16 protein-coding genes are annotated in these 23,481 nt (G+C 58.4%); 9 read left to right on the forward strand and 7 right to left on the reverse strand.

Annotation, left to right across the window (positions count from 1 at the left end; all coding sequences use genetic code 11):
* Together QWU43_RS10755 and QWU43_RS10760 are read right to left on the reverse strand one after the other, a co-directional pair.
* Nucleotides 1-3,135, reverse strand: a 3,135-nt coding sequence (locus QWU43_RS10755; protein WP_370917850.1) for a YPDG domain-containing protein, incomplete at its 3' end; no start/stop codon positions are given.
* A 2,593-nt stretch (nucleotides 3,136-5,728) separates the two neighbouring features.
* Nucleotides 5,729-7,561 carry a phosphoenolpyruvate carboxykinase (GTP) gene (locus QWU43_RS10760; RefSeq protein ID WP_370917851.1) on the reverse strand — a complete coding sequence of 611 codons (1,833 nt, stop codon included), beginning with the start codon at nucleotides 7,559-7,561 and terminating at the stop codon, nucleotides 5,729-5,731.
* 313 nt (nucleotides 7,562-7,874) lie between these two features.
* Between QWU43_RS10760 and trmB the strand changes: the two genes are divergently transcribed.
* The 4 genes from trmB to QWU43_RS10780 are packed head-to-tail and all read left to right on the forward strand — an operon-like array spanning nucleotide 7,875 to nucleotide 12,838.
* The gene (trmB, locus tag QWU43_RS10765; protein ID WP_370915435.1) at nucleotides 7,875-8,642 is read left to right on the forward strand and encodes a tRNA (guanosine(46)-N7)-methyltransferase TrmB; all 768 of its coding nucleotides are present in this window, start codon (nucleotides 7,875-7,877) and stop codon (nucleotides 8,640-8,642) included.
* Between the two features lie 54 nt (nucleotides 8,643-8,696).
* On the forward strand, nucleotides 8,697-9,383 hold the full coding sequence (locus tag QWU43_RS10770) for an NYN domain-containing protein (RefSeq protein ID WP_370915434.1): 687 nt from the start codon (nucleotides 8,697-8,699) through the stop codon (nucleotides 9,381-9,383).
* Between the two features lie 48 nt (nucleotides 9,384-9,431).
* Nucleotides 9,432-11,747 carry an MMPL family transporter gene (locus QWU43_RS10775; RefSeq protein WP_370917852.1) on the forward strand — a complete coding sequence of 772 codons (2,316 nt, stop codon included), beginning with the start codon at nucleotides 9,432-9,434 and terminating at the stop codon, nucleotides 11,745-11,747.
* Nucleotides 11,744-12,838 (forward strand): YbhN family protein, encoded by a 1,095-nt coding sequence (locus QWU43_RS10780; protein WP_370915432.1) that lies wholly within the window; start codon nucleotides 11,744-11,746, stop codon nucleotides 12,836-12,838. The genes QWU43_RS10775 and QWU43_RS10780 overlap by 4 nt, the downstream gene beginning before the upstream one ends.
* Nucleotides 12,839-13,169: 331 nt before the next feature.
* Here QWU43_RS10780 and QWU43_RS10785 read toward each other — a convergent pair whose 3' ends face one another.
* The 5 genes from QWU43_RS10785 to QWU43_RS10805 all read right to left on the reverse strand — a co-directional run bounded on the left by QWU43_RS10785 (nucleotide 13,170) and on the right by QWU43_RS10805 (nucleotide 17,867).
* Nucleotides 13,170-14,642: a hypothetical protein gene (locus QWU43_RS10785; RefSeq protein ID WP_370917853.1), complete on the reverse strand. Its 1,473-nt coding sequence runs from the start codon at nucleotides 14,640-14,642 to the stop codon at nucleotides 13,170-13,172.
* Between the two features lie 194 nt (nucleotides 14,643-14,836).
* A complete protein-coding gene (locus QWU43_RS10790) occupies nucleotides 14,837-15,586 on the reverse strand; it encodes a sugar isomerase domain-containing protein (protein WP_370915430.1) in 750 nt (249 codons plus the stop codon).
* 117 nt (nucleotides 15,587-15,703) lie between these two features.
* On the reverse strand, nucleotides 15,704-17,038 hold the full coding sequence (locus QWU43_RS10795) for a PTS ascorbate transporter subunit IIC (protein ID WP_370915429.1): 1,335 nt from the start codon (nucleotides 17,036-17,038) through the stop codon (nucleotides 15,704-15,706).
* Nucleotides 17,039-17,077: 39 nt separating this feature from the next.
* Nucleotides 17,078-17,362: a PTS sugar transporter subunit IIB gene (locus tag QWU43_RS10800; protein ID WP_370915428.1), complete on the reverse strand. Its 285-nt coding sequence runs from the start codon at nucleotides 17,360-17,362 to the stop codon at nucleotides 17,078-17,080.
* A gap of 61 nt (nucleotides 17,363-17,423) precedes the next feature.
* A complete protein-coding gene (locus tag QWU43_RS10805) occupies nucleotides 17,424-17,867 on the reverse strand; it encodes a PTS sugar transporter subunit IIA (RefSeq protein ID WP_370915427.1) in 444 nt (147 codons plus the stop codon).
* A gap of 594 nt (nucleotides 17,868-18,461) precedes the next feature.
* Here QWU43_RS10805 and QWU43_RS10810 point away from each other — a divergent pair.
* The 5 genes from QWU43_RS10810 (at nucleotide 18,462) to nagA (ending at nucleotide 23,425) form a co-directional block, all read left to right on the forward strand.
* Nucleotides 18,462-19,358, forward strand: a complete 897-nt coding sequence (locus tag QWU43_RS10810; RefSeq protein ID WP_370915426.1) for an SIS domain-containing protein — start codon at nucleotides 18,462-18,464, stop codon at nucleotides 19,356-19,358.
* Between the two features lie 33 nt (nucleotides 19,359-19,391).
* Nucleotides 19,392-20,342, forward strand: coding sequence for a 1-phosphofructokinase family hexose kinase (locus QWU43_RS10815; protein ID WP_370917854.1), 951 nt, complete (start codon nucleotides 19,392-19,394; stop codon nucleotides 20,340-20,342).
* A 28-nt stretch (nucleotides 20,343-20,370) separates the two neighbouring features.
* Nucleotides 20,371-21,207 carry a ketose-bisphosphate aldolase gene (locus tag QWU43_RS10820; protein ID WP_370917855.1) on the forward strand — a complete coding sequence of 279 codons (837 nt, stop codon included), beginning with the start codon at nucleotides 20,371-20,373 and terminating at the stop codon, nucleotides 21,205-21,207.
* A 118-nt stretch (nucleotides 21,208-21,325) separates the two neighbouring features.
* Nucleotides 21,326-22,156, forward strand: coding sequence for a DeoR/GlpR family DNA-binding transcription regulator (locus QWU43_RS10825; RefSeq protein WP_370915423.1), 831 nt, complete (start codon nucleotides 21,326-21,328; stop codon nucleotides 22,154-22,156).
* A 102-nt stretch (nucleotides 22,157-22,258) separates the two neighbouring features.
* Entirely contained in the window at nucleotides 22,259-23,425 is a 1,167-nt protein-coding gene (gene nagA / locus QWU43_RS10830; protein WP_370917856.1) for an N-acetylglucosamine-6-phosphate deacetylase, read from the forward strand.
* Nucleotides 23,426-23,481: the final 56 nt, after the last annotated feature.

Genomic DNA, 23,481 nt, shown 5'->3' on the forward strand with positions numbered 1-23,481 from the left:
TACAACAAAGGGAACAGTCACCGTATCGGTCGAACCATCCGCATACGTCACAACGATCGGAACATCGACAGTCTGGCCAGCTTCACTCGACGTCGGTGTATACGTCACAACACCAGACTCCGAAACTTCCGCCCCCTCAGGCGCACTGTCACCCACTGCAAACGACGTTATAGCAGGCTTATCCACATCCTCGTCAGTACCAGGCTTGACAAACCTTGGTTCATTAGAAGAAGCACTTTCACCGGACGTCGCGGGAGTATCACTGTACTTCGGATCAACACCGACAGTGATCTTATCAACATTGAAACGAACCCGAATTGAATCAGTATCACCTTCTGCTCCAGTATACTCAATACTGACTAAGAAGATGACAGTTTTTCCTCCTTCTTCCGGTTTCGGCGTGTATGTCACCGCACCAGTCACAGGATCAATAGTGGCATTATCGGCATCGACCTGCTCGCCGTCATCACCAATCCGCTTACCAAACAGATCGTAACGAGGATTTTCCGGAACTTTAACTTCCGGATCCTGTTCGTCTCGATTAGCAAACTTAATCGGGCCAGAAGACTTCTGTTCACCGACGACGGCAGCTACATCATCATAACTTGCTTCAAGGAAAAGATCATTTCCTTGAACATCGAAATTAGCGTCTACTTCATCGGTTGAACCATCCGAATACTCAACGATAACCGGGAACGAGTAAATGGCCAAAGAGCCGTTAGTCCTAGGCCTATAGGTGACCACACCAGTGTTCTCGTCAATGCTCACCTCTTCCGCCTCAACGCCGAAAGGCAACTCACCAAGCGCAAAAATAGCGCCGTCCGGCCTAGTGACAGGCTCCCCAGTCTCAGGGTTAACAAACGTCGGCTCCTTCGACGACGCTTCTAGCCCTGAACGAACAACTGTATTCTCGGCGTACTTCGGATCAACATCAGCAGTTACCTCACGTTTAACCCGTACCTCAACCAGTTCCTCTACAGACTCACCATCAGAATCAGTCACCGTCACCGTCACGGTATACGCATCATCCTGGGCAGAACCCTCAGCAGGCGTACCACCCAACACGACCTGACCGGACTCCGCATCAAACTCAGCAGTCACACCCTCAGGCAGACCACTGACCTCAACCGCGCCCTCAGGCAGACCCTTGTCATCAGACACCGACGCCAGCACAGTACCCGCAGGCACCTCCTGGCCCTCAGTCATCGATAGACCGTCCTTTTTGGTAATAGCGGGCGGTTTATTCGACGGATTAACAGCTACCGGAATCGTCTCCGAAACCTCTGCGCCATTAGCGTCCTGAACCGTGACGGTCACATCTACGGGCGTCTCTGAGGCGGTACCCATTTCGGGGACACCATTCAGGATGATCCGACCAGAGCTCGGGTCCTCATCATTCTCGACATACTCCCAATTAACACCTTCTGGAAGACCACTGACAGAGATTCCACGGGGATCAATCTCCTTGTCGTCACTAATCGTCGCCAACAAGGTATTGGAAGGCACTTCTTCCCCTTCCGTCACACTCACACCATTCTTAGGAGCAATCTCCGGATCCTCATTCGTGGGATCTACCGGGAATGGCTTCGCAAAGAATGAATCTGCCGAAACGATAAATTCGCCGTCATATAGCGATGCGGTATACGTCGAGCCGGCCGCTTTAAGATTCTCTGGGACCGTAAATGTACAGCTTTGAACATCCTCAGATGAGAATAGATCCTCACAGACCTTTACTTCCCGACCCTCCGAGTCCGTCCACACAATCCGCTGCCCTTGGGGAGCAATTTTTCCGGAGCTAAGTTCGAGAACGGCAGTATCTCCAGGACGTGCCATATCCTCCATCACATCATAGTTAGTGATGCGAATTTGAGGATACTCAGTCTCAATCAAAGCAAAGTTGAGGTTATGAACCTTGTTGCGGAAGTAGGCATAACTCTCGGGGACATCAGGATTGACTCCCTGATCATTAGTTGCGGGCAGGAAAATCGGCGAACTAAATTTACCATAATTCGCCACATAGTTTCCCTCAAGGTCTTTGACCGCGACATACATCAAACCCGCATCAAGCTCACCATCCTCAAATCTAATGGTGTAACGACCATTCTCGTCAACTTTCGCCGACCTGGTCGCAGATATATACTCAGGATTCGATTCAAGTGCGTTCTTCGTCGCGAGCCGCTGCTCATTCTTAGGAAGAGTTTTAATTAGTTCAAAAACTTCTTTCCCCGCCGGAGTTATCGACGATGCAACAACCTCATACCCTTCAGCAAACTCATCCCCCAAAACTGGCCTCTTAGCCGGCTTATAGGGCGTCTGATCCCCTCGCCCATTCTCTTTCCAGACCGAGCCGTTAATTGAATTATTAGGCCCTCCGAAAACCACGCTGGTATCGGCACCCTCGGAATCTAGTACAGGTTCACCCTTGAACATGTACGAGCCCGGCTTCTCATATTGAATAAGCGCGGTCTTCTGGACGCTCCGGAAAAGAGTAACCCACTCACCTAAAGCTGGAATAGCATTACTGAATGCGCCGGGGAAGAACCCACTGACCTGACGAATGGTCGTTACTTCATTCCCGGTATTCTCATTAACGAAGGGCGGAACCCACACACGCCACTTAACACGCCCACCGGCCGCGGGAAGGAAGATCCTCTCTTTACCTTCAGAATCGAACCAGCTGGGGAACTGGAAAGCGTAGGTACCCGCGCCTCCACCGACACCGGGCAGATCGTGCGTATGAGCAACATAGACCGGCGAAACTGCACCATCCCGGTCAATCCACTGCGCGTAAACCGGTACTCCTGAAGGAATGGGAGTCGGATTATTTTTCTCGGCAAAAAGCGGATTCACATCGTTACCGTCGAGCAAGATTGCACGACCCGACAGCAACCTTCTGGCATTTGTTAAATCGACGGCTCTTGTAACTGCGCCTGACTCGATTGCATCCGCATTGATCGCACCATTGGAGCCTTCAGGACTCATCTCCCGAGCCTCAGCGACCGACACGAAGCCCAAGCCTGAAGGCGGAGCGGTGATAGCGGGCATCATGAGGGCTACCGAGGCGACGCTGGCAATCAGCCTGACTCGCCCCTGCCTGGACAGTCCAACCGGACCGCGTTTGCTGGGATTACTCATTATTTTCTTTCCTTATACAGATGGGCAGATACCGACGTGATTAAGACTATCAGATCCATAAGTTTGAAGCTAGGCCGATTATCTGCTAGTGACCTTTTGCACACACTTTTACCTCATTTTATGCTCAGATTTTTTGAAGAATAGACAAAGTTGCTGCGAAACATGTAGAATTTTTATCCCTAATCATGCTCGGAGCTTAGATGTTTTAAGGTTACTTGAAGATCATTTAGGCAGATTTCGAAAGGTTACGACCTTCTACGCGCCTACATATTGTGATTACCTATCATTAAAATTGATATATTTTATGAGAAACGTCAGGGCCTGCCATGGCAATACAAATAATTGTTCAAATTGAACGGCAAAGGATCAGAAATACATTTTCATAACAATCGCCTTGAGATGCTTTTATATTCAATATAAATCGGGAAAGCTTGGCCAACGGCACTACTTCAACAAACCCAACTTCGGATCTGAGAAAGTTTGGAGATAAGCGATTTGACATAATTGACAAAATTGAAAGAACCTGTAATTCTTGAATAAGGCCAAATACTCAACATCCCCATTAGACTAAGTAAACCACCAATTAGTGAACTTGAACAAGTTGATCAAATGATGCAAAATAGTGGAAAATTGCTCAAATTCACCCACCGCAAGATCAAACAAACATAAACAGATAAACTTGCAGGAAGATGACTTAACTAATGGGAAAGTGAACTGGTCAGTATCAAGGCCCCCCGCCATGAAACATTGAGGGATTGAAAAGGCTATTAACTCACCCCAGCCCCATCCCACAAGGCCGCTACAGATACCTCAAATCCCGCACATCGTAGATATATCCATGCTGGTCACCTACATAATTTGGACCACCAGGTCTCAGCCCAAATGATCCTTAACACGTCTTCACAATGAAGAAGCCACGCTGAGAGAATTCATCTTAAAGCTAAAATGAATAAGGTTTTATTAAGTGAAAATACTTTCAACATGAGACCCAGAAAGGCAGTTACTATATTTTGCAAACAACGAAAGCCACGCTTATTTTATTTACGGCAAAATCGATACTATGATCAAGCAACAAGAATCAATGGCGCAATAACAGCACAAAGTCGACCATAAAATAAAATACCTCGAACGGTCGATAAATTTTCAATAGATAGCTCACCTTCGGTAAGGTCTGGTAATTCCAACAGATCCATAACATGGGATACCTCAACTATTCCGACATGCCCAATAAGCCCTTATTTATCTCTAACGTTCGACTACAAATACTGAGGGGAGTGCAGATATCAAAAACCCGAGAGGTTTAACCTCAACACGAGGTTCATTATTTATTAAATAATCAATAGTAAGTGAAATTACCCGCCCCAGGACTTATCTCAGCACCCCTAGATGCACAAATAAGCGAAACTAGAAAAGCATCCATCTAGGATGATGCTAAACTCTATAACCGACCGCGACATAACACCCATGTCGACTCGGACGTCACACACACTCCTCGGTCGGGACACCTAAATACTTATTCAATCCGCAGATAGCAGGTCTTCTGCGACTTGCTATTATACGCGTATCACAGACATATACATGCGTGTGGTTTTGTTTCAGGATTAGGTAACAGTAACGGCTGTTTGCGGATCGATTACCAATCAGATCAACATTTCAAAACTAGAGACGAGTTACCATCCTAATTAGAACTTAATGGCCTCAGAGGCGATAAACCTATATCAGCCGGGTCCCAATTACGGATCACGCAACACCGGCAGTCCATGCTTGGTCGATTACCGCAATAATGAGCTGGGTAGGAATACATGGCAAACCAGTCAGCCAACGCACCGAGTCAATACATATCCAAACATACAGCGCATGGGTTTGCATTGACTTGTTTGTCAAAACATCGGAGCTAACCAGATCAGCCCAAAAGTGGTGAACTCGCACTTAGTGAGCTGTCAGTATGGATAATGGACCAGGATGCTTGATGGCTTGAACCCGAGATCCCAGAGGCCGAGGCACCAATCCTTTTCCTGGCACATCCGAACAACCCGCTCACAGAAGGACTGGTCGACGGCGCAGGCGTCGTTCTACAGAACCGAAAGAACCGACAGAACCACTGGTCCAAAGGCTGTGCCACCAACATACCGGTCGATCAGCGTGTTCGCGTGTTGAAACTTTACCCGTCTGATTTCAATCATCAGGCAACACCAGTTGGCTGCAAATAGTCTCGTGAGGGGAGAGATCCCTGTAGCCAGGGTTGCTGACATGCCCCCGGTTCACCGTGCACCGAAATAGCACCGGTACAGCTAAGGGGTCAAAGTCATCGGATAAAACCAGAAATTATTAGGCAAACTGTCGAGGCGTTATACCTGTTCTTGAAAGACATCTGCGCGTAGGAATCCTCCGGACATATTCTAGCCGATAGACACTAACGCTCACCGAGAGTGCTTGTCTTCTCCGAACCGGACCGTATTGGTTTCTCTCATCTATAATACTTCTACGTAACGGAATCCGCCCACACACTTCAGTAGCGTGTGGGCGGATTTCATTTCGGGAAAGAACCGAGCCTCATTGGCGACCCGAGTACTGGATAATTCTCTCCCTCCCGTTATCTATGCGCCTTCTCAATGCGCCCCTTGAGTGCCTCGAACTGGTCGAAAACCTCCTTGGGTACGGTAGGACCGAGCTTCTCCAGCCAGGCAGCGTTGTCTTCCATGTCGCGGGCCCACTGCTCCGGGGGAGCGGTCAGGGCTTCCTCAACATCGGCCCGCGGGGTGTCCAGGCCGGTAAGATCAAGATCCTCGGCGCGAGCGGTGTGGCCTGCAACGGTCTCATCAGCATCGACACGGCCCTCGATGCGGTCAACGATCCATTTCAGTACACGACTGTTCTCGCCAAATCCGGGCCACAGGAAACGGCCGTCATCTCCCTTACGGAACCAGTTCACTAGGAACACCGGCGGCATCTTGTCGCCGCCCTTGTTGCCCATGTCGATCCAGTGCTGGAGGTACTCGCCTGCGTTGTACCCGATAAAAGGTAGCATGGCCATGGGATCGTGGCGCAGAGCACCGACCTTCGCTTCGGATGAGGCGGCGGTCTGTCCGGAGGACAGCAGGGTACCGATCATAGTGGCGTGGTTCCAGTCGAATGCCTGAGTAACCAGCGGGACGGTGTCAGGGCGCCGACCACCGAACAGAATCGCGGATACCGGGACACCACGCCAGTCATCGAATTCCTCCGCCGCGACGGGGCACTGGGAGATCGGGACGCAGTAGCGGGAGTTCGGGTGACTGGACGGCTCCTCGGAGTCGGGGGTCCAGTCGTTGCCTTTCCAGTCGATCGCGTGGGCGGGCTTGTTCTCCAGTCCTTCCCACCAGACATCACCGTCATCGGTGAGTGCGACGTTGGTGAACAGGGAGTTGCCCGGCTCCATCGTCTTCATGGCGTTGGGATTCGAATCGTAGTTGGTACCGGGTGCAACACCGAAAAAGCCATTCTCCGGGTTAACCGCATAGAGTCGGCCATCCTCACCGAACTTCAACCACGCAATGTCATCACCAACCACCTCAGCCGTCCAGCCGTCAATGGTGGGTTCCAGCATTGCCAGGTTCGTCTTGCCACAGGCCGACGGGAAAGCGGCGCAGATATAGTAGGACTTGTTCTCCGGGGAGGTGAGCTTCAGGATGAGCATGTGCTCGGCCATCCATCCCTCGTCACGGGCCATGACAGATGCGATCCGCAGGGCATAGCACTTCTTCGCCAGGATGGCGTTTCCGCCGTAGCCGGAACCGTAGGACCAGATCTCGCGGGTGTCCGGGAACTGCGTGATGTACTTGTTGTCGTTGCAGGGCCAGGCGACGTCATCTTGACCCGGCTCGAGCGGGGCACCGACGGAATGAAGGGCGTGTACGAACTCGCCGTCTTCGCCGATCTTATTCAGGGCCTCGGTACCCATGCGGGTCATGATGCGCATGGACATGACCACGTATGCGGAATCCGTCAACTGGACACCCAGCTTCGGGTCAGGGTCACTGATCGGCCCCATGCAGAAGGGGACGACGTACATCGTCCGGCCCTTCATGGCCCCCCGGAAGCACTCGGTCATCTCGGCCTTCATCTCGGCCGGATCCATCCAGTTGTTGGTGGGACCAGCCCCCGACTCATCCTCGGAGCAGATGAATGTACGGGATTCAACGCGGGCGACATCGGCCGGGTTCGAACGCGCCAGGTAGCTGTTCGGGCGCTTCTCCTCATTCAGCTTGATGAGGGTACCGGCCTCGACGAGTTCAGCCCCGAGCCGATCCCATTCTTCCTGGGAGCCGTCGGCGAAGACGACCTTCTCCGGCTGGAACAGTTCCACAGCTTCGGAGATCCATCGGATCAGTTCCTTGTTCTTCGTGGGCAGTACACCCTCAAGGCGTGGGATTGTTGACTCGGTCATCTTTACTCCTGACATCTTCTGTCGTTCGGCAGAGTTCTCAACTTTTAGCGTAGCTGTACCCCATCACCCCCCGCAGGCAGTCAGATTGAGACTCTGACCACATTTGTCATTACCAGTGCATCACCCCCGAAAATACCACTCAAAGCCGTATAAATAACCCGATTGCATGTTCGGAAAGCACCCCCGTTCAGGGCTGAATTGCAGCCACGCAAACTCCACCACGACAGCAACACAAGAAGAAAAGTGATCTGCAACACAAGGGCGTGGCTCCATATATTGAAGTTTCTCGGGCACAGCAGGCAAACTGGATGAGATGTCTAGTACCGATAACTCTCCTATGCCGAACGATCTCGGGGAACTTCCCTCCGGTCGCCGCCTCCAGTCTGTCTTCGATGACGGCCTGGATTATCCCCGTCTGGGTAACGTCACATTCAGACGAGGCACCCTGACCGACAACCAGCAGAAGCTGTGGAATGAACACTGGCCCCACTTCGGCAAGGTTCTGGTCGACGAGATGATCGACACGGACGCCTGGTTTGGGCGTACCGCGCCAACCATCCTGGAGATCGGTTCCGGTACAGGCACCTCCACTGCGGCGATGGCAGTCAAGGAACCCGACGTGAACGTCATTGCGGTCGAACTCTACAAGCCGGGCCTCGCCAAGCTTCTCGGTGCGACGGTGCGCGGAGACATCGACAATATCCGGATGATCCGGGGTGACGGCATCGAGGTACTGAACCGCATGATCGCCCCGGGTTCTCTTTCCGGTGTGCGCATCTTCTTCCCGGACCCGTGGCCAAAGGCACGGCACCACAAACGCCGTATCATCCAATCCGGTCCACTACACCTCATCGCCGGACGGTTGAAGCCGGGCGGCGTCCTGCATGTCGCCACCGATCACGCCGACTACGCCGAGTGGATCAACGAGCTCATCGACGTCGAACCTGACCTGAAGTTCCGGGGCTGGCCGTGGCCAGACTGCCCGCAACTGGTCGACCGACAGGTGATCACTAAATTCGAGGGCAAGGGCCTCGATCGTGACCACAACATCACCGAATTCCTCTGGCAGCGTCCCCTGTGACCTCCACCGTGCCCACGGCCGAACCGGTGCCGTACACCAGCGAAAGATCCGCACATGAATAACGCCCACCACGATCACACACACAACTACAGCGACCACTCCGACCCCGCCGCGGAGTACGGTCCCGAAACACTTCTGCTTGTCTGGGATGCCCCGAACCTCGACATGGGGCTCGGTGCCATCCTCGGAGGACGCCCCACCGCCGTCTACCGTCCGCGCTTCGACGCCATTGGCCGGTGGCTCCTCGGACGCGCATCAATGCGCTCTGAGGAACTCGGGTTCCACCTCGAGCCCGAGGCAACGGTATTCACCAACGTCGCTCCGGGTGGCGCCGACGTCGTCCGCCCGTGGGTCGAGGCACTACGGAATGTCGGTTTCGCGGTCTTCGCCAAGCCCAAGACCGATGATGACTCGGACGTCGATCCGGACATGCTCGCCCACATTCGACGACGCCACGAAGAGGGCGTGCTCCACGGGCTCGTCGTCGCCAGTGCCGACGGTCAGAACTTCCGTGAGACCCTCGAAGAATTGGCTGACGAGATGCCGGTCACCGTCATCGGGTTCCATGAGCACGCCTCCTGGGCAGTCAGTTCGGAGATGATCGAGTTCATCGATCTCGAAGAGATACCCGGAGTATTCCGGGAGCCCCTGCCGCGTATCTCCCTCGATTCGCTTCCCGAGGGAGGCGCCTGGCTGCAGCCATTCCGCCCGCTGTCAGCGCTCCTCTCCCACCGGTCCTGAGCCGACCGTTTCAACCCTCGAAAACGAAGAAAAGGAGCCGACAACGCTGTGTTCACGACTTGGGGACGACTCGCCTACCGGTACCGCCGTGTGGTTCCGGTGGTGGTACTCACCGCGATCTGCGCTCTCTACGTCCTGTTCGGTCTGCGCCTCGACGACCGGATGAGTCAAGAGGGTTGGGATGATCCTGGTTCGTCCTCCAGCCGCGCCGCAGCAATAGAACTCGAAACCTTCGGGCGCGATAACAACGGCGATGTCATCCTTCTGGTGAAGGCTCCAGATGATGCAACGGTCGATGACCCTACGGCGTTCCGTATGATCTCCGAGCATCTCAACCGGTTCCGGGCCGAGCACCCCGACGAGATCAGCCATGTCACGAGCTACTTCGACAGCACCCGTAACCGGCAGCTCGTCACCGATGATCACCGCACCGCATTCGCCGCAATCGGACTCAGGGGCGACGGTGAACAGACGCTGAAGGATTTCCGTGCCGTCGAAGATGACCTCATCCCCGACGGTCTCCCAGACGGTTTCCGGGTCTCCGTCGCCGGGTCCACGGCCGTCGCGGATGCCCTCGACGAAGGAATGGCCGGAGATGTCTCCCGAGCCGAGCTCTACGCACTGCCTGCCGTCGCGCTCCTGCTCCTCGTGGTCTTCGGATCGATCATCGCGGCCACCATGCCGCTGATCGTCGGTGTTCTTTCGATCCTGGGTTCACTCGGAATCCTCTCCATTCTCGCCGGATTCACCCAGGTCAACGTGTTCGCCCAGTCAGTGGTCACATTGCTGGGCCTCGGACTCGCGATCGACTACGGGCTGTTCATGGTGTCCCGATTCCGGGAGGAACTGGACCGCGGATCCGACGTCCCCGACGCCGTGGCGACAACAACGGCGACGGCAGGAAAGACCGTAGTTTTCTCCGCAGGTATGGTGGCCGTCGCTTTGTCCGGCCTGTTCATCTTCCCTCAGGCGTTCCTCAAGTCCGTGGCATACGGTGCGATCAGCGCCGTGGGCCTGGCGGCACTCCTGTCCATCACCGTGCTCCCCAGCATCTTCGGCCTCCTCGGGCGTCGTGTAGACAGGTTCGCGATCAGGAAGACCTCCCATGCCGGGGAGGACGTGACCCAGGGCTTCTGGGGCCGTGTCCCCGCCTGGGCAATGCGGCACTCGAAGATCGTCACACTTGCGATCGTCGCCGGACTCCTCCTGCTCACCCTGCCGTTGGCCGGAGTCAAGTTCGGCGGGATCAATGAGACGTACCTGCCCCCGGACAATGATGTTCGACAGGCCCAGGCCGAATTCGACTCGACCTTCCCGGCCTTCCGCACGGAACCCATCAAACTCGTGGTCACTGGCGCCACCAACGATCAGCTCGTTCAGGTCTACCAGCAGGCCAACGCCGTACCCGGGCTGACCGGACGATTCAGCCCCAGTTCCCCCACCGAGAACGGCACCACCATCCTCGCAGCCGGAATCACCGACCGAACATTCAATGAGTCGGTCGTCGAGAAGCTCCGGGAGATCAACGTCCCCGAGGGCGTCGACGTCTACATCGGTGGCACACCCGCCCTCGAAGTGGAGTCCATCGAGGCGCTCTTCAAGAAACTGCCGTGGATGGCGCTCTACGTGGTCATCGCCACGTTCATCCTCATGGCGCTGACCTTCGGGTCCCTCATCCTGCCTGCCAAGGCCGTGATCATGACCATCCTCGGTATGGGGGCAACCCTCGGTATCCTCACCGCCATGTTCGTCGACGGCCTCGGATCGTCGTTCCTCGGGTACTCCGCCGGGCCGCTCATGAGCCCAGTCCTCGTGCTCATCATGGCGATCATCTACGGACTATCCACGGACTACGAGGTGTTCCTCGTCTCCCGGATGGTCGAGTCCCGGGAACGGGGCGCCACCACGGACCAGGCGATCCGCTACGGCACGGCGCACACCGGATCCATCATCACCGCCGCCGCCGTCATCATGATCGTCGTCTGCGGTGCCTTCGGGTTCTCCGAGATCGTCATGATGAAGTACATCGCATTCGGCATGATCGCCGCGCTGATTCTCGACGCGACCATCATCCGCATGCTCCTGGTACCTGCCGTCATGCACCTCCTGAGGGAAGACAACTGGTGGGCACCCGGTTTCATTAAAAAAGCTGCCCAGCACCTCGGCCACGGTTCCGACATCCCGACCGCAATACCTGTACCCGGGGATCTCCCCGTCGACCACGCCATCGTCATCGATGACTGCGAGGCAGCCCGGCACGGACGAACCGTACATGACGATGACGATCTCATCCCCTTTCCTGACCTCCTCGCCCGCCTTCAAGCCGACGACACCGGACAGGTAAACCGGAGAATCGAAAGATGATCCGGAGATTCAGACGCTTTCGTCGCAACCCCTGGGTGAGGTGGGGCGCACCACTTATTCTCGTTGCGCTGGCCATTTTCTTCCTCCGTGATCGCACCGACTTCTTCATCCGGGGCCTCGGTGCTGTCCGGCGCGCCGAGCCCGCCGGAGTCAGCGTGGTTTTCCTCGCATCGCTCGCATCGCTCTACTCCATGGCGAACGTCCTCCGTCTCCTTCTCCGCGCGGGCGGGGTGAAAATCCGGCGCCGGGATGCGAATGCGCTCACGTTCGCTTCCAATTCCTGGTCATCATCATTTCCCGGGGGCCAGGCATTCTCCACGGTTCTCCAGTATCAGACGATGCGTTCCTGGGGGGCCGGGGTCATGGTCTGTTCCTGGCAGATCGTCCTCTCCGGCGCACTGTCGACAATGTGGCTCGTCGCACTCGGGGCGTCCGCCATCGTCGTCCTCGGCGCCGACCTATCGCTCCTATCACTCATCGTCACATTCGCCGTGATGTCACTCCTCGCGTGGGCCGTTTACTGGGCCTCCGGAAACCCACGCCACCTCGCCAGATGGGTCCGCAGATGGTGGCCCCGGTTCAACGCACTCCGGCGGAGGGACCAGACGGAGGGGCTCGAAAGCATTCTCAATCACGTACATCAGCTCCACGATGTCCGGCTGACCCTGCCACGATTCGCGGTCATCTCCCTCTGGTCGCTCCTTAACTGGGGATTCGACATCGTCGCACTATGGGCTAGCGTCTGGGCAGTCACTGGCATCTTCCCCGCGATCTACGCGGATGCCGATCACACCACCATCGCCGGCGTGACGCTCGCCTACGTGACAGCCAAGATCGCCGGAACCGTCCAAGCCACCCCGGGAGGTCTCGGCCCCGTCGAAGCAGCGATGACCGCGACCCTCGTCGCCGTCGGAATGACCGGTGTAAACGCATTCGGAGCCGTGTTCGTCTACCGTATGATCTCCTTCCTCACGGTCACCGCCATCGGATGGCTCGTCTACCTCGTCTATTTCACCCGCCGGGGGGTGAGCAAGAAAACCCTCGCCGCCAGCACGGTCATCACGGTCGACGAGCGCAACCGGCTCCACTGACGACACCGCACCCCCGCAATCCACGATTTCATGCGTTCCCACCTCAACCGGCCGGGTATCCCCGGGCGGTTTTTCTCTGTTCGAGCTGCTCCCCTCATCTTCAGGTGGGGCGCCCTCCCCGACCGCCAAACCACATGTGCAACACAGAGACACCCGCTGGGTACGGCTCCACCGTCCGGAAACCAAAAAACCGCGCCCCACTGGACAATGCGGGGCGCGGGATACTTCGGAGCACTGTTTTTCGGCGGTTGGCTTGGCCACCACCGGGGATATCACCGCAGCCGACGTCCTGAGCCATCGACTGCGGTGTCCGAACCGTGCGGGGCCGTTTTTACTCCGGCGTGTAAAGCCGGATGTTGTCGACCGTAGCGGAACCTTCGTAGTAGTTCAGGTGCGGGATCCCGATGACGAAGTTGTCCGGGTACGCGGAACCCTTGGGCCACATATCCTTCGAGAACGAGCCGTATGTGCCCTCGTCGAAGGTCAGTGTCTCGTTGAAGCTGCCGTCGTACTCTTCGGGGGTCTGGTTGTAGTGCCAGATCGCCGTGGGCCGACCGTTGACCTCGCTGACGAACGGGCGCTCGTAGCGGTAGGTCTGATGCCCGACATTCTTGAAGTTACCGGTCATCTCCTGCACGTAGCCGGTGGCGGTGCGCTCGATCGCGAACGTGTAGGTTTCGTTCGGCATGAGCTCGGGCTGCAGCTCGACTGCGGAGACGATGGTAGCGTTCTTCTCCGAACCGTCGCGGATGCCGCACTCGGTGTGCATGACGAACTGGTTGTAGGCGAAGCCCTTGTCGCGCCAGGCACCACCGTCGAAGAAGATCTCGTTGACACCGTTGCCGTTGGAGTCGAGGTAGGAGAAGATCTCCTTGGTGGCGGGGTTGCAGGTCTTGTAGGCCTTGGCCCAGCCACCGTTCACGGAGTAGATGTCCATGCCGACCTTGCGGTGGCTGTGGATGAAGATGTTGTTGTGCGGCGCGGGGTGTGCGTAGTCCATGATGGACAGCAGGTAGTAGCCGTTCTCTGCGGTGACGTTGCCCCAGGGCTTCGCGCAGCCGTCGACCTTCTCGGACTCGCCCTGGCTGTAGTCACCCCTGCGGGTCCACGGGAAGTTGGTCTTGCATTCCCCGGGAGTGTAGCCGTTTGTCTTGCCGTCGTAGTCCCAACCGCCATTCTCCCCGCCGGGCCGCTTGCCTCCGAAGTCGAGGGTCTTGAGTTCGTATTCGACGCGGTACTGGCTGGGCAGCGGGTCAGTTGCGGTGAGAATCAAACCGCCATCCCACGGCACATTGAGCTTCGCAGCACCGTTTTCAACTTCCAGCGTGGGCGGTGTTGCCTTGGAGCCGTCGGGATTGATGTCCCGGGTGCCCATTTCGACGGTCAGCCATCCCTTTTCACCGATCGGAACACTCTTCCTCAGCAGCTTGAAGCTGTTGAGTGCCCGGTCGAACCAAGGGCCACCGATGTGCTGGAAGTAGATGCCGTCATCGTCAAACTCGTCGACGTTCCACCGGTTGTCACCGTAAGTGTCCTGGACCCACGGAACCGCATCGAGGTTCGGGGCGGTATCGAAGGTCTCCTGGTACTGGAGTTTCCAGCCGTCACGGTGGGCATCCCCGTCACCGCCGGGTGCCGGGTCAACGGTGGCGCTGCTAAACCCGTTCAGCGAACTGAACAAGTTTCCGAAGTCAAAGTCGCTCGATCCGACGGAGCTACTCGATCCGACGAACCCATAGAGTGGGAGACTCACGGCGCTGACAGCCAAGACAGCAATAGTCTTTTTCAGCGGGAGTTTCTTCATGGTGTTCTCCTTGCTGGTGAGGTGCCGTATGACACCTTGTGGAAGACCGGACCGCTTTTGCGTGTATCGGTGTACCGGTCGGGGAAATTCAGGAAGGTCTGTGTGTGCTGGAGATCCGCCCACCCGCTTTCGTCCGGGAAAGGGGTGGGCGGGAGGTTTCGCGCGCAGCGGGGAACGCGAGCGAGCAGGCCGGATTAGTTCAGGTAGAAGATCCGGTCGGCGTTCTCGGCCATGTGCTTGGCGTTCCACTCAGCGCCACCATCGAGGTTGGCGGCGAGGAACACCGGTGCTGAGAAGCCCTTGGCGAGCAGCTTCTCGATGATCGCGGCGGAGAGGCTGTGCAGCATGGCTGTGGAGGTCACGCCGGAGGCCGGGGTGAACTTCTGCGGAATGCCATCGAGGGAGAGGACGGCGTCGCCCGGATCGACCTTGTTGTCGAGGACAACATCGGCGTGGTCGAGCAGTTTAGTTCCGTCCGGGACACGGGAGTCAACAGCCGAGGTGTACTTCTGCGAGGTCAGGGCGACGACGAAGACACCGTTCTCACGTGCCTTGCGGGCCAGCTCAACCGGCACGGCGTTACGGCCAGAGACGGAGACGTCGATGAGGACGTCGCCCTCCTTTAGCGGGGAGTTGTTGAAGAGCACTTCACCGTAGCCGGGCATCTGCTCCATTTGGGAACCGAGGGTGGTGGGGCGCGTGGTCAGGGCTTCGATGCCGGGGCCGTAGAGGGGGTTGATGAGCATCAGACCACCCGCGCGGTAGACGATGTCCTGGACCGGCAGCGACGAGTGGGAGGCACCAAAGGCGAAGATACGGCCGCCTGCGATAACCTTGTCGGCGATGGTGTCCGCAGCATCCTCGATCTTGGGGAGCTCTTCCTCGCGGATCTTCGCGAGCAGTGCGGTGATTTCGTCGAAGTAGGTGTTGAGAAGGTCTGACATGGTGTTTCTCTTCCTTCTGTCTGGTTGAACGTGGTGAGTGACAATCGGTGGGCGGACGGATCGGACACCGCCCTGAGCCGGTGCCCGGGCGAATATCCCGGGCACCGGAGGGGGCTATCAGACTCCGAAGAGCTTTCCGATTCCGTCCACGACGATGGCGGGGACGATGGCGTCCGGAACGGTGAAGCCGAGGCCGTCTGCGTTGTACGGCGTGAGGTCGCCGAACACCTGCATGTTGAAGGCGTAGGAGATGAGTATCCAGCCGAGGAAGCCCCAGAGGAAGCCACCGAGCCAGGCGGCGGTGCGGCCACCTGTGGAGTTCGCGAAGATGGCGGCGGTACCGGAAGCGAAGAAGGCGACGATCATTGACGGGATCGGGACCGGCCAGCCGAGCGCGACACACAGCGCCATACCGGCAATCTGGCCGATGAGGCCGGAGATCAGACCAACGAGCAGGGCGTTGGGGGCGAAGGCGAACAGGACCGGGACGTCGAGGGCCGGGATGGCGTTCGGGATGACCTTCTGCGAGATGCCCTCGAAGGCGGGGACGATCTCACCGATCAGCATGCGGACACCGTAGAGCAGGATGAGCATACCGGCGGTGAACTGCAGCGCCATCAGCAGGGCGAACACGATCCAGTTCTGGCCATTCGAGATGCCACCGTCATCAGTCGCGGCTTGGAAGGCCCCGGTACCACCGGTGATGACCGCAGCGCTCGCGGACAGCAGGGAGACGATCGTCATGACGATGGTCGTGGAGACCGCGACATCACGGAAGAAGGAGAGCTTCTCGGGAAGCTGGGTGTCCTCGGTGGACTTCTCCTTATTGCCGATAACCATGCCGAGGTAGCCGCAGAGGACGTTCAGCAGGGTCTGGCCATGTGCGAAACCGACCTCGTCGCCGCCTGTGATCCTGCGGACGAAGGGCTGCGCGATGGCGGGGGCGACCGTGTAGTAGAAACCGACCAGCAGCGACGCGGTGAAGACCGTGAGGAAGGGGTTGAAGCCGAGGGAGTGCATCAAAATGGTAAATGCACCGGCGTGGACCCAGATCATGTGGCCCGTGAGGTAGACGTAGTGCCAGGGGGTCACACGTGCCAGGAACAGGTGGAACATGTAGCCGAACAACATGGTCAGCCCGATTTCGGAACCGATGGAACCGACACCTGATGACTGGACGGCGGAGACGACGGCCTCATCGAAAGTAACGAAGGTGGTGATACCCGAGGCGGGGAATGCCATCTCGAACATCTGCTGGATGGGAGAGAGTCCTTGGACGAGGACGCCTGCGCCACCACCGATGATCAGCAGCGACAGGGCTGTCTTCACCGTTCCGGTGACGACATCGCCGGTGGGCTTCTTCTGGACCATCAGACCAATGAAGGCGATCGCGCCGACAATGACGGCCGGGATCTGGATCAGCTCAACAATGAACTGGAGAACGGGATTCATGGCGATTCAGCACCAATCTGTAAGAAGGTGGTGGATTAACTACTTGGAGTTGAACTCATTGACGGCGTCGAGCACCTTGGTGCGGACCTCGTTCTTGTCGATGAGATTGTCGATGAGTACGACGATGGACTTCGTTCCCTGGACATTGCTGGCCATACCGCTGGTGGTGACCACGATGTCGGAGGGCTGGGACTTGAAGGAGCCGAGGTCGATGGCCTGAACCCGTGCATCGATGTTCTCACCCTTGAGGAGGGTGCGGATCTGGCTGGCGAGCATCATGGAAGTTCCGAGGCCCATGCCGCAGACGGTTGCGATGGAGATCATTGTGGTGTCCTTACTGTCGGTGTGTGGTTTGTCTGGTGTGAATGTGAAGCAGATGAAGCTTTCAGTCGTCGTTGCGCTCCGCGAAGATTGCGGCGAGTTCCTCGTCGGTCTCCGCGGCCCGGACACGATCAATCAGTTCGCCGTCGGAGAGCACCTTGGCCAATGACTTAATCATTTCCATGTGACCTTTCCTGTCACCTGCGGCGAAGGAAACGAGTACATCGACGGGATCGTTGGCGGGACTGCCGAAATCCACCGGGGTGGACAGAGTGACAACGGCGGTTCCGGCACGATTCACTCCGGATGTGGACTTTGCGTGCGGCATCGCCAGACCTGGCATCAGCACCATGTAGGGACCGAACTCGGTCACACCGTCGATCATCGCTTCCGCGTACTCGCTGGTGGCAATTCCTTCCCGCTCGTAGAGTCCTCCGACCAGTCGGATGGCTTCCCGCCAGTCTGCAGCACTCTGTTTTGCGGCGACCGCATCGGGTTTGAAGGTCATTGTCTCCTCATCCTCCGGTGATTCGTTCGTGATCGTTTTCTACGTTCTGCCACCCGCGAGTGGGTGACAGGACTGTGGCCGGAAGCAGGTTTCTGTGGCCCAGCTCCCTGTTTACGCGCTGTGCGCCTGTCACAACACTGATCGTATTGAGCAGTTTTGCGTGCCGCAAGCCTTAATTTCCATTTTCAATCACTTCAACCAAGGAGACTCCCCCCACCCTTGTCACCGCCAAAATGGGTAGCAATTCCAGTTAGACACCCCGATCGTGGTCAAATAATGCATCATTACCTGCACTTTTATACATTAAGTGATGTATGTCATAGCCGACATTGCGAAGCGGAAAACGTCACTAACGCCCATCGGACATGTCCGAACCGTCACCCCCGAGTGTGAAATATCTCTGATCGTTTGACGATTGGGTAGACAGCTTTTCAATCATCTGCAATCATCGAAGGTGACAATCCGCTGACCTTCACCCACCTTGGTCGTCCACAAACGGAGGACGTGAGCAGGACGACGGTCGGACGGATCGCCGTTACCTCCACGCAGCCACGAATCAACCATTCACAGTCTTTTCGTTAGGAGACGATCAGCATGAGCAGTGCACTCGGCACCCACATGGAACAGGAACTCACCAGCCAGCCGGACACTTGGCAGAAGGCACTTGACATGGAGCAGGAGCGCTCCGTCCTCCCGAAGCCCGGTGAACGCGTCGCCGTCGTCGGCTGCGGCACCTCCTGGTTCATGGCGCAGTCCTACGCCGCTCTCCGGGAGAGTGCCGGACACGGCGTCACCGACGCCTACACCGCAACCGAAGCCCGTCTCGACCGCGATTACGACGTCCTCATCACAATCACCCGTTCCGGCACCACCAGCGAAATCATCGACCTGCTGAAGAAGGTCGGAGACCGGATGCGCACCATCGCCGTGCTCGGTGACCAGAACTCCCCCGTCGCGGAACTCGCCGATCACGTGATCAACCTCGAGTTCGCCGACGAACAGTCTGTCGTCCAGACCAGGTTCGCCACCACCGCACTGACCTTCCTCCGGGCCTCCATCGATGACCGCTCCGTCATCGAGAAGTCCATCGCCCAGGCCCGCGACATCCTCGCTGCAGACCTCGACGAATCCCTCGTCAACGCCGAGCAGTACTCCTTCCTCGGCACCGACTGGCGGCTCGGGCTAGCCACCGAAGCCGCCTTGAAGATGCGTGAATCCTGCCAGGCATGGACCGAATCCTACAGCTCCATGGAATACCGCCACGGCCCGATCGCCATCGCCTCCGAAGGCCGCATCACCTGGAACTTCGGCCCTGCCCCCGAGGGCCTCGCAGAGCAGGTCGCAGACACCGGTGCCCGGTTCATCGACGATGATCTGGACCCCCTGGCGGATCTCGTACGCGTCCACCGCATCGCACTCGCGACCGCCCGGACCCGCGGCCTGGATGCGGATCACCCGCGCAACCTGACCCGTTCCGTCATCCTGAAGTAATCACAAACGGGTACTGAAACGAAGGATCAGCACGTGAGTACGCAATCCCCCGCAGGCGGCGCCGCCGTCATCGCCATCACCCCGAACCCCGCCCTCGATGTGACGATCACCCTGGATCGCCTCGTCCCCGAGAAGACGCACCGCATCGACTCCGCACAACGGAAACTCGGCGGTAAGGGCGTCAACGTCGCGGCGGTCGCCGCTGCGGAGGGTTATCCGGCGGTCATGCTGGGCCCCGTCAATGACGATGCACCAACCTACACGGCCCCCGACGGTAAAGCCGCCCCGGAATCGGCGTTCACCCCGACCCCCGTGCGACTCCGGGAGACCTTCGCCATCCACACCATCAGCGACGGGGCGACGAGCATCATCAACGAGAGAGGTGACCGACACCCGGACGAGATCTGGACCAGGCTCGTTGATCAACTTGGGCAGGTACTGGTGGATCATCCGGGCAGCGTCGTCACAGTATCCGGATCCTGGCCTCCCGGCGCGGACGAGAACGTCCTCAACGATCTCATCACGCGCACCCGCGAGGCAGGTGGGCGCATCATCGTCGACTGTGCGGGGTCACATCTCAGGACCGCCTGCCGGGCGGGCGTCGACGTCGTCAAACCGAACGCCGCAGAACTCGCGGAAACCACCGGAACAGATGACCTCGAGGTCGGTGCAGCTCAGCTCCTTGATCTGGGTGTGGGTCTGGTCATCGTGTCCATGGGTGAGGACGGGCTTCTCGCGGTGGATCATGACGGCAGCACCCGGACGCGCCTTCCCCAGCCGTTGACCGGAAACCCCACCGGGGCCGGAGATGCCCTCGTCTCCGCCCTGGCCACCGGACTCATCGACGAACTCGAGCGCAGCGAACTCCTCCGCCGTGCCACTGCATGGTCCGCAGCGGCAGTTCTGGAGGACACCGCCGGCGTGATCAGTGACCGGTGGCAGGAGCTCGCCAACGACGTGATCATCGATGAACGCACCAACTGAGACATTCACACGAAGGAAGTCACACACCATGACCAGAATCAACACCTTCGACGTCGTCAAGGCTGCCGCTGAGAAGCAGATCGGCGCCGCTGCCTTCAACGTCATCCACCTCGAAACCGCAGAGGCGCTGGTGTCCGCAGCGGAGCGCGCCGGCAAGCCGGTCATCCTGCAGATGAGCCACAACTGCGTCCGCTATCACGGCGACAACCTGGAGCCCATCGGACGCGCCATGATCGCGCTAGCCGAGGCGTCCTCCGCACCGATCGCCGTCCACCTCGACCACTGCGAGTCCGTCGAGCTGGCCAAGCAGGCCATCGACCTCGGCTTCGACTCCGTGATGTACGACGGCTCGACCCTGAGCGTCGAAGAGAACATAGCGAACACCGCTGAGGTCGTCCGCTACGCCCACGAGCGCGGTGCGACGGTCGAGGCGGAGCTCGGCGAGATCGGCGGCAAGACCGCCCACACCCCGGGCGTCCGAACCAGCCCGGACGAGGCCAAGCAGTTCGTCGCTGACACCGGTGTCGACGGCCTGGCCGTCGCCGTCGGTTCCGAACACGCCATGCAGGAACGCACCGCGTCCCTCGACATCGACCTGATCGGCGAACTCAAAGACGCCGCCGGCGTGCCGCTGGTGCTCCACGGTTCCTCCGGCGTCCCGGACGAGGAGATCCAGCGCGGTATCCGCGCCGGCATGACGAAGATCAACGTGTCGACGCACCTCAATGGCCATTTCACCCGTGCCGTGCGCGCATTCCTGGACGATAACCCCTCGGTGACGGACTCCCGCAAGTACATCAAGGCGGGACGTGAGGCTTTGAGCACGGAGGCAGAGCGACTGATCGGCGTTTTCACCGAAGTATAGAATCAGCTACGAACCATGAATCGTCCGGTCATCGCTCACGAGTCAGAGAGCGATGACCGGACGGACCCACTTTTTCTGCCCCACGACGATGCATGATCCCAGTACAGGAGGAACGGCGATGATCCGCAGCGAGCGCCTCACCACGATTCTCGACACCATCGCGGACACCGGCACGGTGACTGTCGAGCAACTCGTCGACGAACTGGAGATCTCGCCCGCGACGGCACGCCGGGATCTCGATGCCCTCGCAGAACGGGGTTTGCTGCGACGTACCCGCGGCGGTGCGCGGAGCAACATCGTCGCCTTCGATACTCCCGTTCGGCAGAAGCGGATGCAGCAGCTCACGGAGAAGAACACCATCGCCAGGTACTGCCTCAATTACCTGGAGCCCGGTTGCGTGGTCGGTATGTCCGGCGGATCGACTGTCGGCACCATCGCGCAGCAGTTGGTCGAGTGGGCTGCTGAACAGTCCCCCGGTGACATGCCGACGAACTACCCGGTGGTCACCGTCGTCACGAACGCCATCGACATCGCCTATCTCCTCGCGGGAAGCGCGAACATGAAAATCGTGCTCATCGGAGGTGTCCTCAACGGCAATTCCTACGAATTGACCGGCCCCCTCGGCGCAACGGTACTCGGACAACTGAGCATGGACGTCGCATTCATCGGTGCCAACGGTATCGACGAGAACGGTCCTGGAACCGTCGACGAGTTCGAGGCGCAGACAAATCGGACGATGGCCACTCGGGCCATCACACCGGTGATCGTCGCGGACCACTCGAAGTTCGGGCGTCGCTCCTTCTCATCCCTCGGTGGGATAGACACCGTGAATACCATCGTCACAGATCCCGACGTCGACCCGTCTTGGTCACGTCGACTCACCCAGCTCGGTTACAACATGGTCATCGCACGCCAGGACACACCTTCCGTGCAGCGTTCCGTGATCTGACAGCAGGTGATGCTCATCAAGACCTGCACGGCCCAGTTCCAACCCACCGGGAGTGTTCACTCCCGGCATGATGTGCAAGACCCCGAAAAGGATTCAGAAGCAATGTCCCCCCTGATCATTCATTCAGCAACCATCTATGACGGCACCATCGGCGGAACCGTGGCCGATGGTGCACTACGTATCGCGGACGGTGTGATCACGCATGTCGGCACCACCGCCGAATCCCACGACTGGCCGAGCGGCGGCGCCGAGATCATCGACGCCCAGGGCGCCCCTGTCGTTCCCGGATACATCGATGTCCACCATCACGGCGGCGGCGGGGTCGCCTACGATGACGGTCCCGAAGCAACCACCACAGCTCTGGCGAAACACGCTGCCCACGGCACGACCCGCGCCGTCCTTTCCTATGTCACCGACTCACTCGACCTGATGGAGCAGCGTATCCGCGAAGGCGCGGAGATCGTTCGTACCAACCCCCGCGTCCTCGGTCTGCACCCCGAAGGGCCGTTTCTGGATCCAGGGCACAAGGGAGCCCATCCCCTGCACGAACTCAAGGACCCGACCGACGACAATGTTCGGCGTATCCTCGACGCCGGCGAGGGAACCATCGTGCAGATGACCATCGCCCCCGAACGGGAGAACGGCACCGAAGCCGTGAAACTCCTCGTGAACAACGGTGTCGTCGCAGCCGTCGGACACACCAACGCAAGCTACGAGACCGCACGCGAGGCGTTCGACAACGGCGCCACCCAACTCACCCACGCATTCAACGGGATGAACGGCATCCACCACCGCGCACCAGGCCCGGTCATCGCCGCGCTCCGCGACGAGCGCGTATGGGTCGAGGTCATCAACGACGGAATCCACGTCCATCCGCAGGTGGTCCGTTCCCTGTTCCTTGAAGCCCCCGAACGCGTCGTGCTCGTCACCGATGCGATGTCCGCGACCTGCAACCCGGACGGAGATTACATGCTCGGGCAGCTCAAGGTGAAGGTCCGCGACGGCGTCGCCCGCCTCGCTGAAGGCGATTCACTCGCAGGATCCACCCTGACCATGGACCGCGCGGTGGCCAACGCTGTACACGAGGTCGGGGTGCCCCTCGATGTCGCCGTCGCCGCCGCCACTGGACACGCCGCACGATGCATCGGGGTTGACACTCGATATGGCCGGATCGCCGCCGGATACCCTGGCGACGTACTCATTCTCGATTCAGAGTCTCTGCTGCCGACACGGATCTGGGCAGCCGGCGAAGCTATCGAACCAGCCTGACCGGGCGGGGTAGAGTCAAGGGCGAGATGCCCGACGCCGGGTACCCTGCGTCGGGC

This window comes from Corynebacterium sp. CCM 9204 (genome assembly GCF_041357695.1).
Lineage (GTDB): Bacteria > Actinomycetota > Actinomycetes > Mycobacteriales > Mycobacteriaceae > Corynebacterium.

Excerpts from the sequence above, each read along its gene's own strand:
- QWU43_RS10760 (WP_370917851.1), bottom strand. The coding sequence starts at position 7,561 with ATGACCGAGTCAACAATCCCACGCCTTGAGGGTGTACTGCCCACGAAG.
- trmB (WP_370915435.1), top strand. The coding sequence starts at position 7,875 with ATGTCTAGTACCGATAACTCTCCTATGCCGAACGATCTCGGGGAACTT.
- QWU43_RS10770 (WP_370915434.1), top strand. The coding sequence starts at position 8,697 with ATGAATAACGCCCACCACGATCACACACACAACTACAGCGACCACTCC.
- QWU43_RS10780 (WP_370915432.1), top strand. The coding sequence starts at position 11,744 with ATGATCCGGAGATTCAGACGCTTTCGTCGCAACCCCTGGGTGAGGTGG.
- QWU43_RS10785 (WP_370917853.1), bottom strand. The coding sequence starts at position 14,642 with ATGAAGAAACTCCCGCTGAAAAAGACTATTGCTGTCTTGGCTGTCAGC.
- QWU43_RS10790 (WP_370915430.1), bottom strand. The coding sequence starts at position 15,586 with ATGTCAGACCTTCTCAACACCTACTTCGACGAAATCACCGCACTGCTC.
- QWU43_RS10795 (WP_370915429.1), bottom strand. The coding sequence starts at position 17,038 with ATGAATCCCGTTCTCCAGTTCATTGTTGAGCTGATCCAGATCCCGGCC.
- QWU43_RS10800 (WP_370915428.1), bottom strand. The coding sequence starts at position 17,362 with ATGATCTCCATCGCAACCGTCTGCGGCATGGGCCTCGGAACTTCCATG.
- QWU43_RS10805 (WP_370915427.1), bottom strand. The coding sequence starts at position 17,867 with ATGACCTTCAAACCCGATGCGGTCGCCGCAAAACAGAGTGCTGCAGAC.
- QWU43_RS10810 (WP_370915426.1), top strand. The coding sequence starts at position 18,462 with ATGAGCAGTGCACTCGGCACCCACATGGAACAGGAACTCACCAGCCAG.
- QWU43_RS10820 (WP_370917855.1), top strand. The coding sequence starts at position 20,371 with ATGACCAGAATCAACACCTTCGACGTCGTCAAGGCTGCCGCTGAGAAG.
- QWU43_RS10825 (WP_370915423.1), top strand. The coding sequence starts at position 21,326 with ATGATCCGCAGCGAGCGCCTCACCACGATTCTCGACACCATCGCGGAC.
- nagA (WP_370917856.1), top strand. The coding sequence starts at position 22,259 with ATGTCCCCCCTGATCATTCATTCAGCAACCATCTATGACGGCACCATC.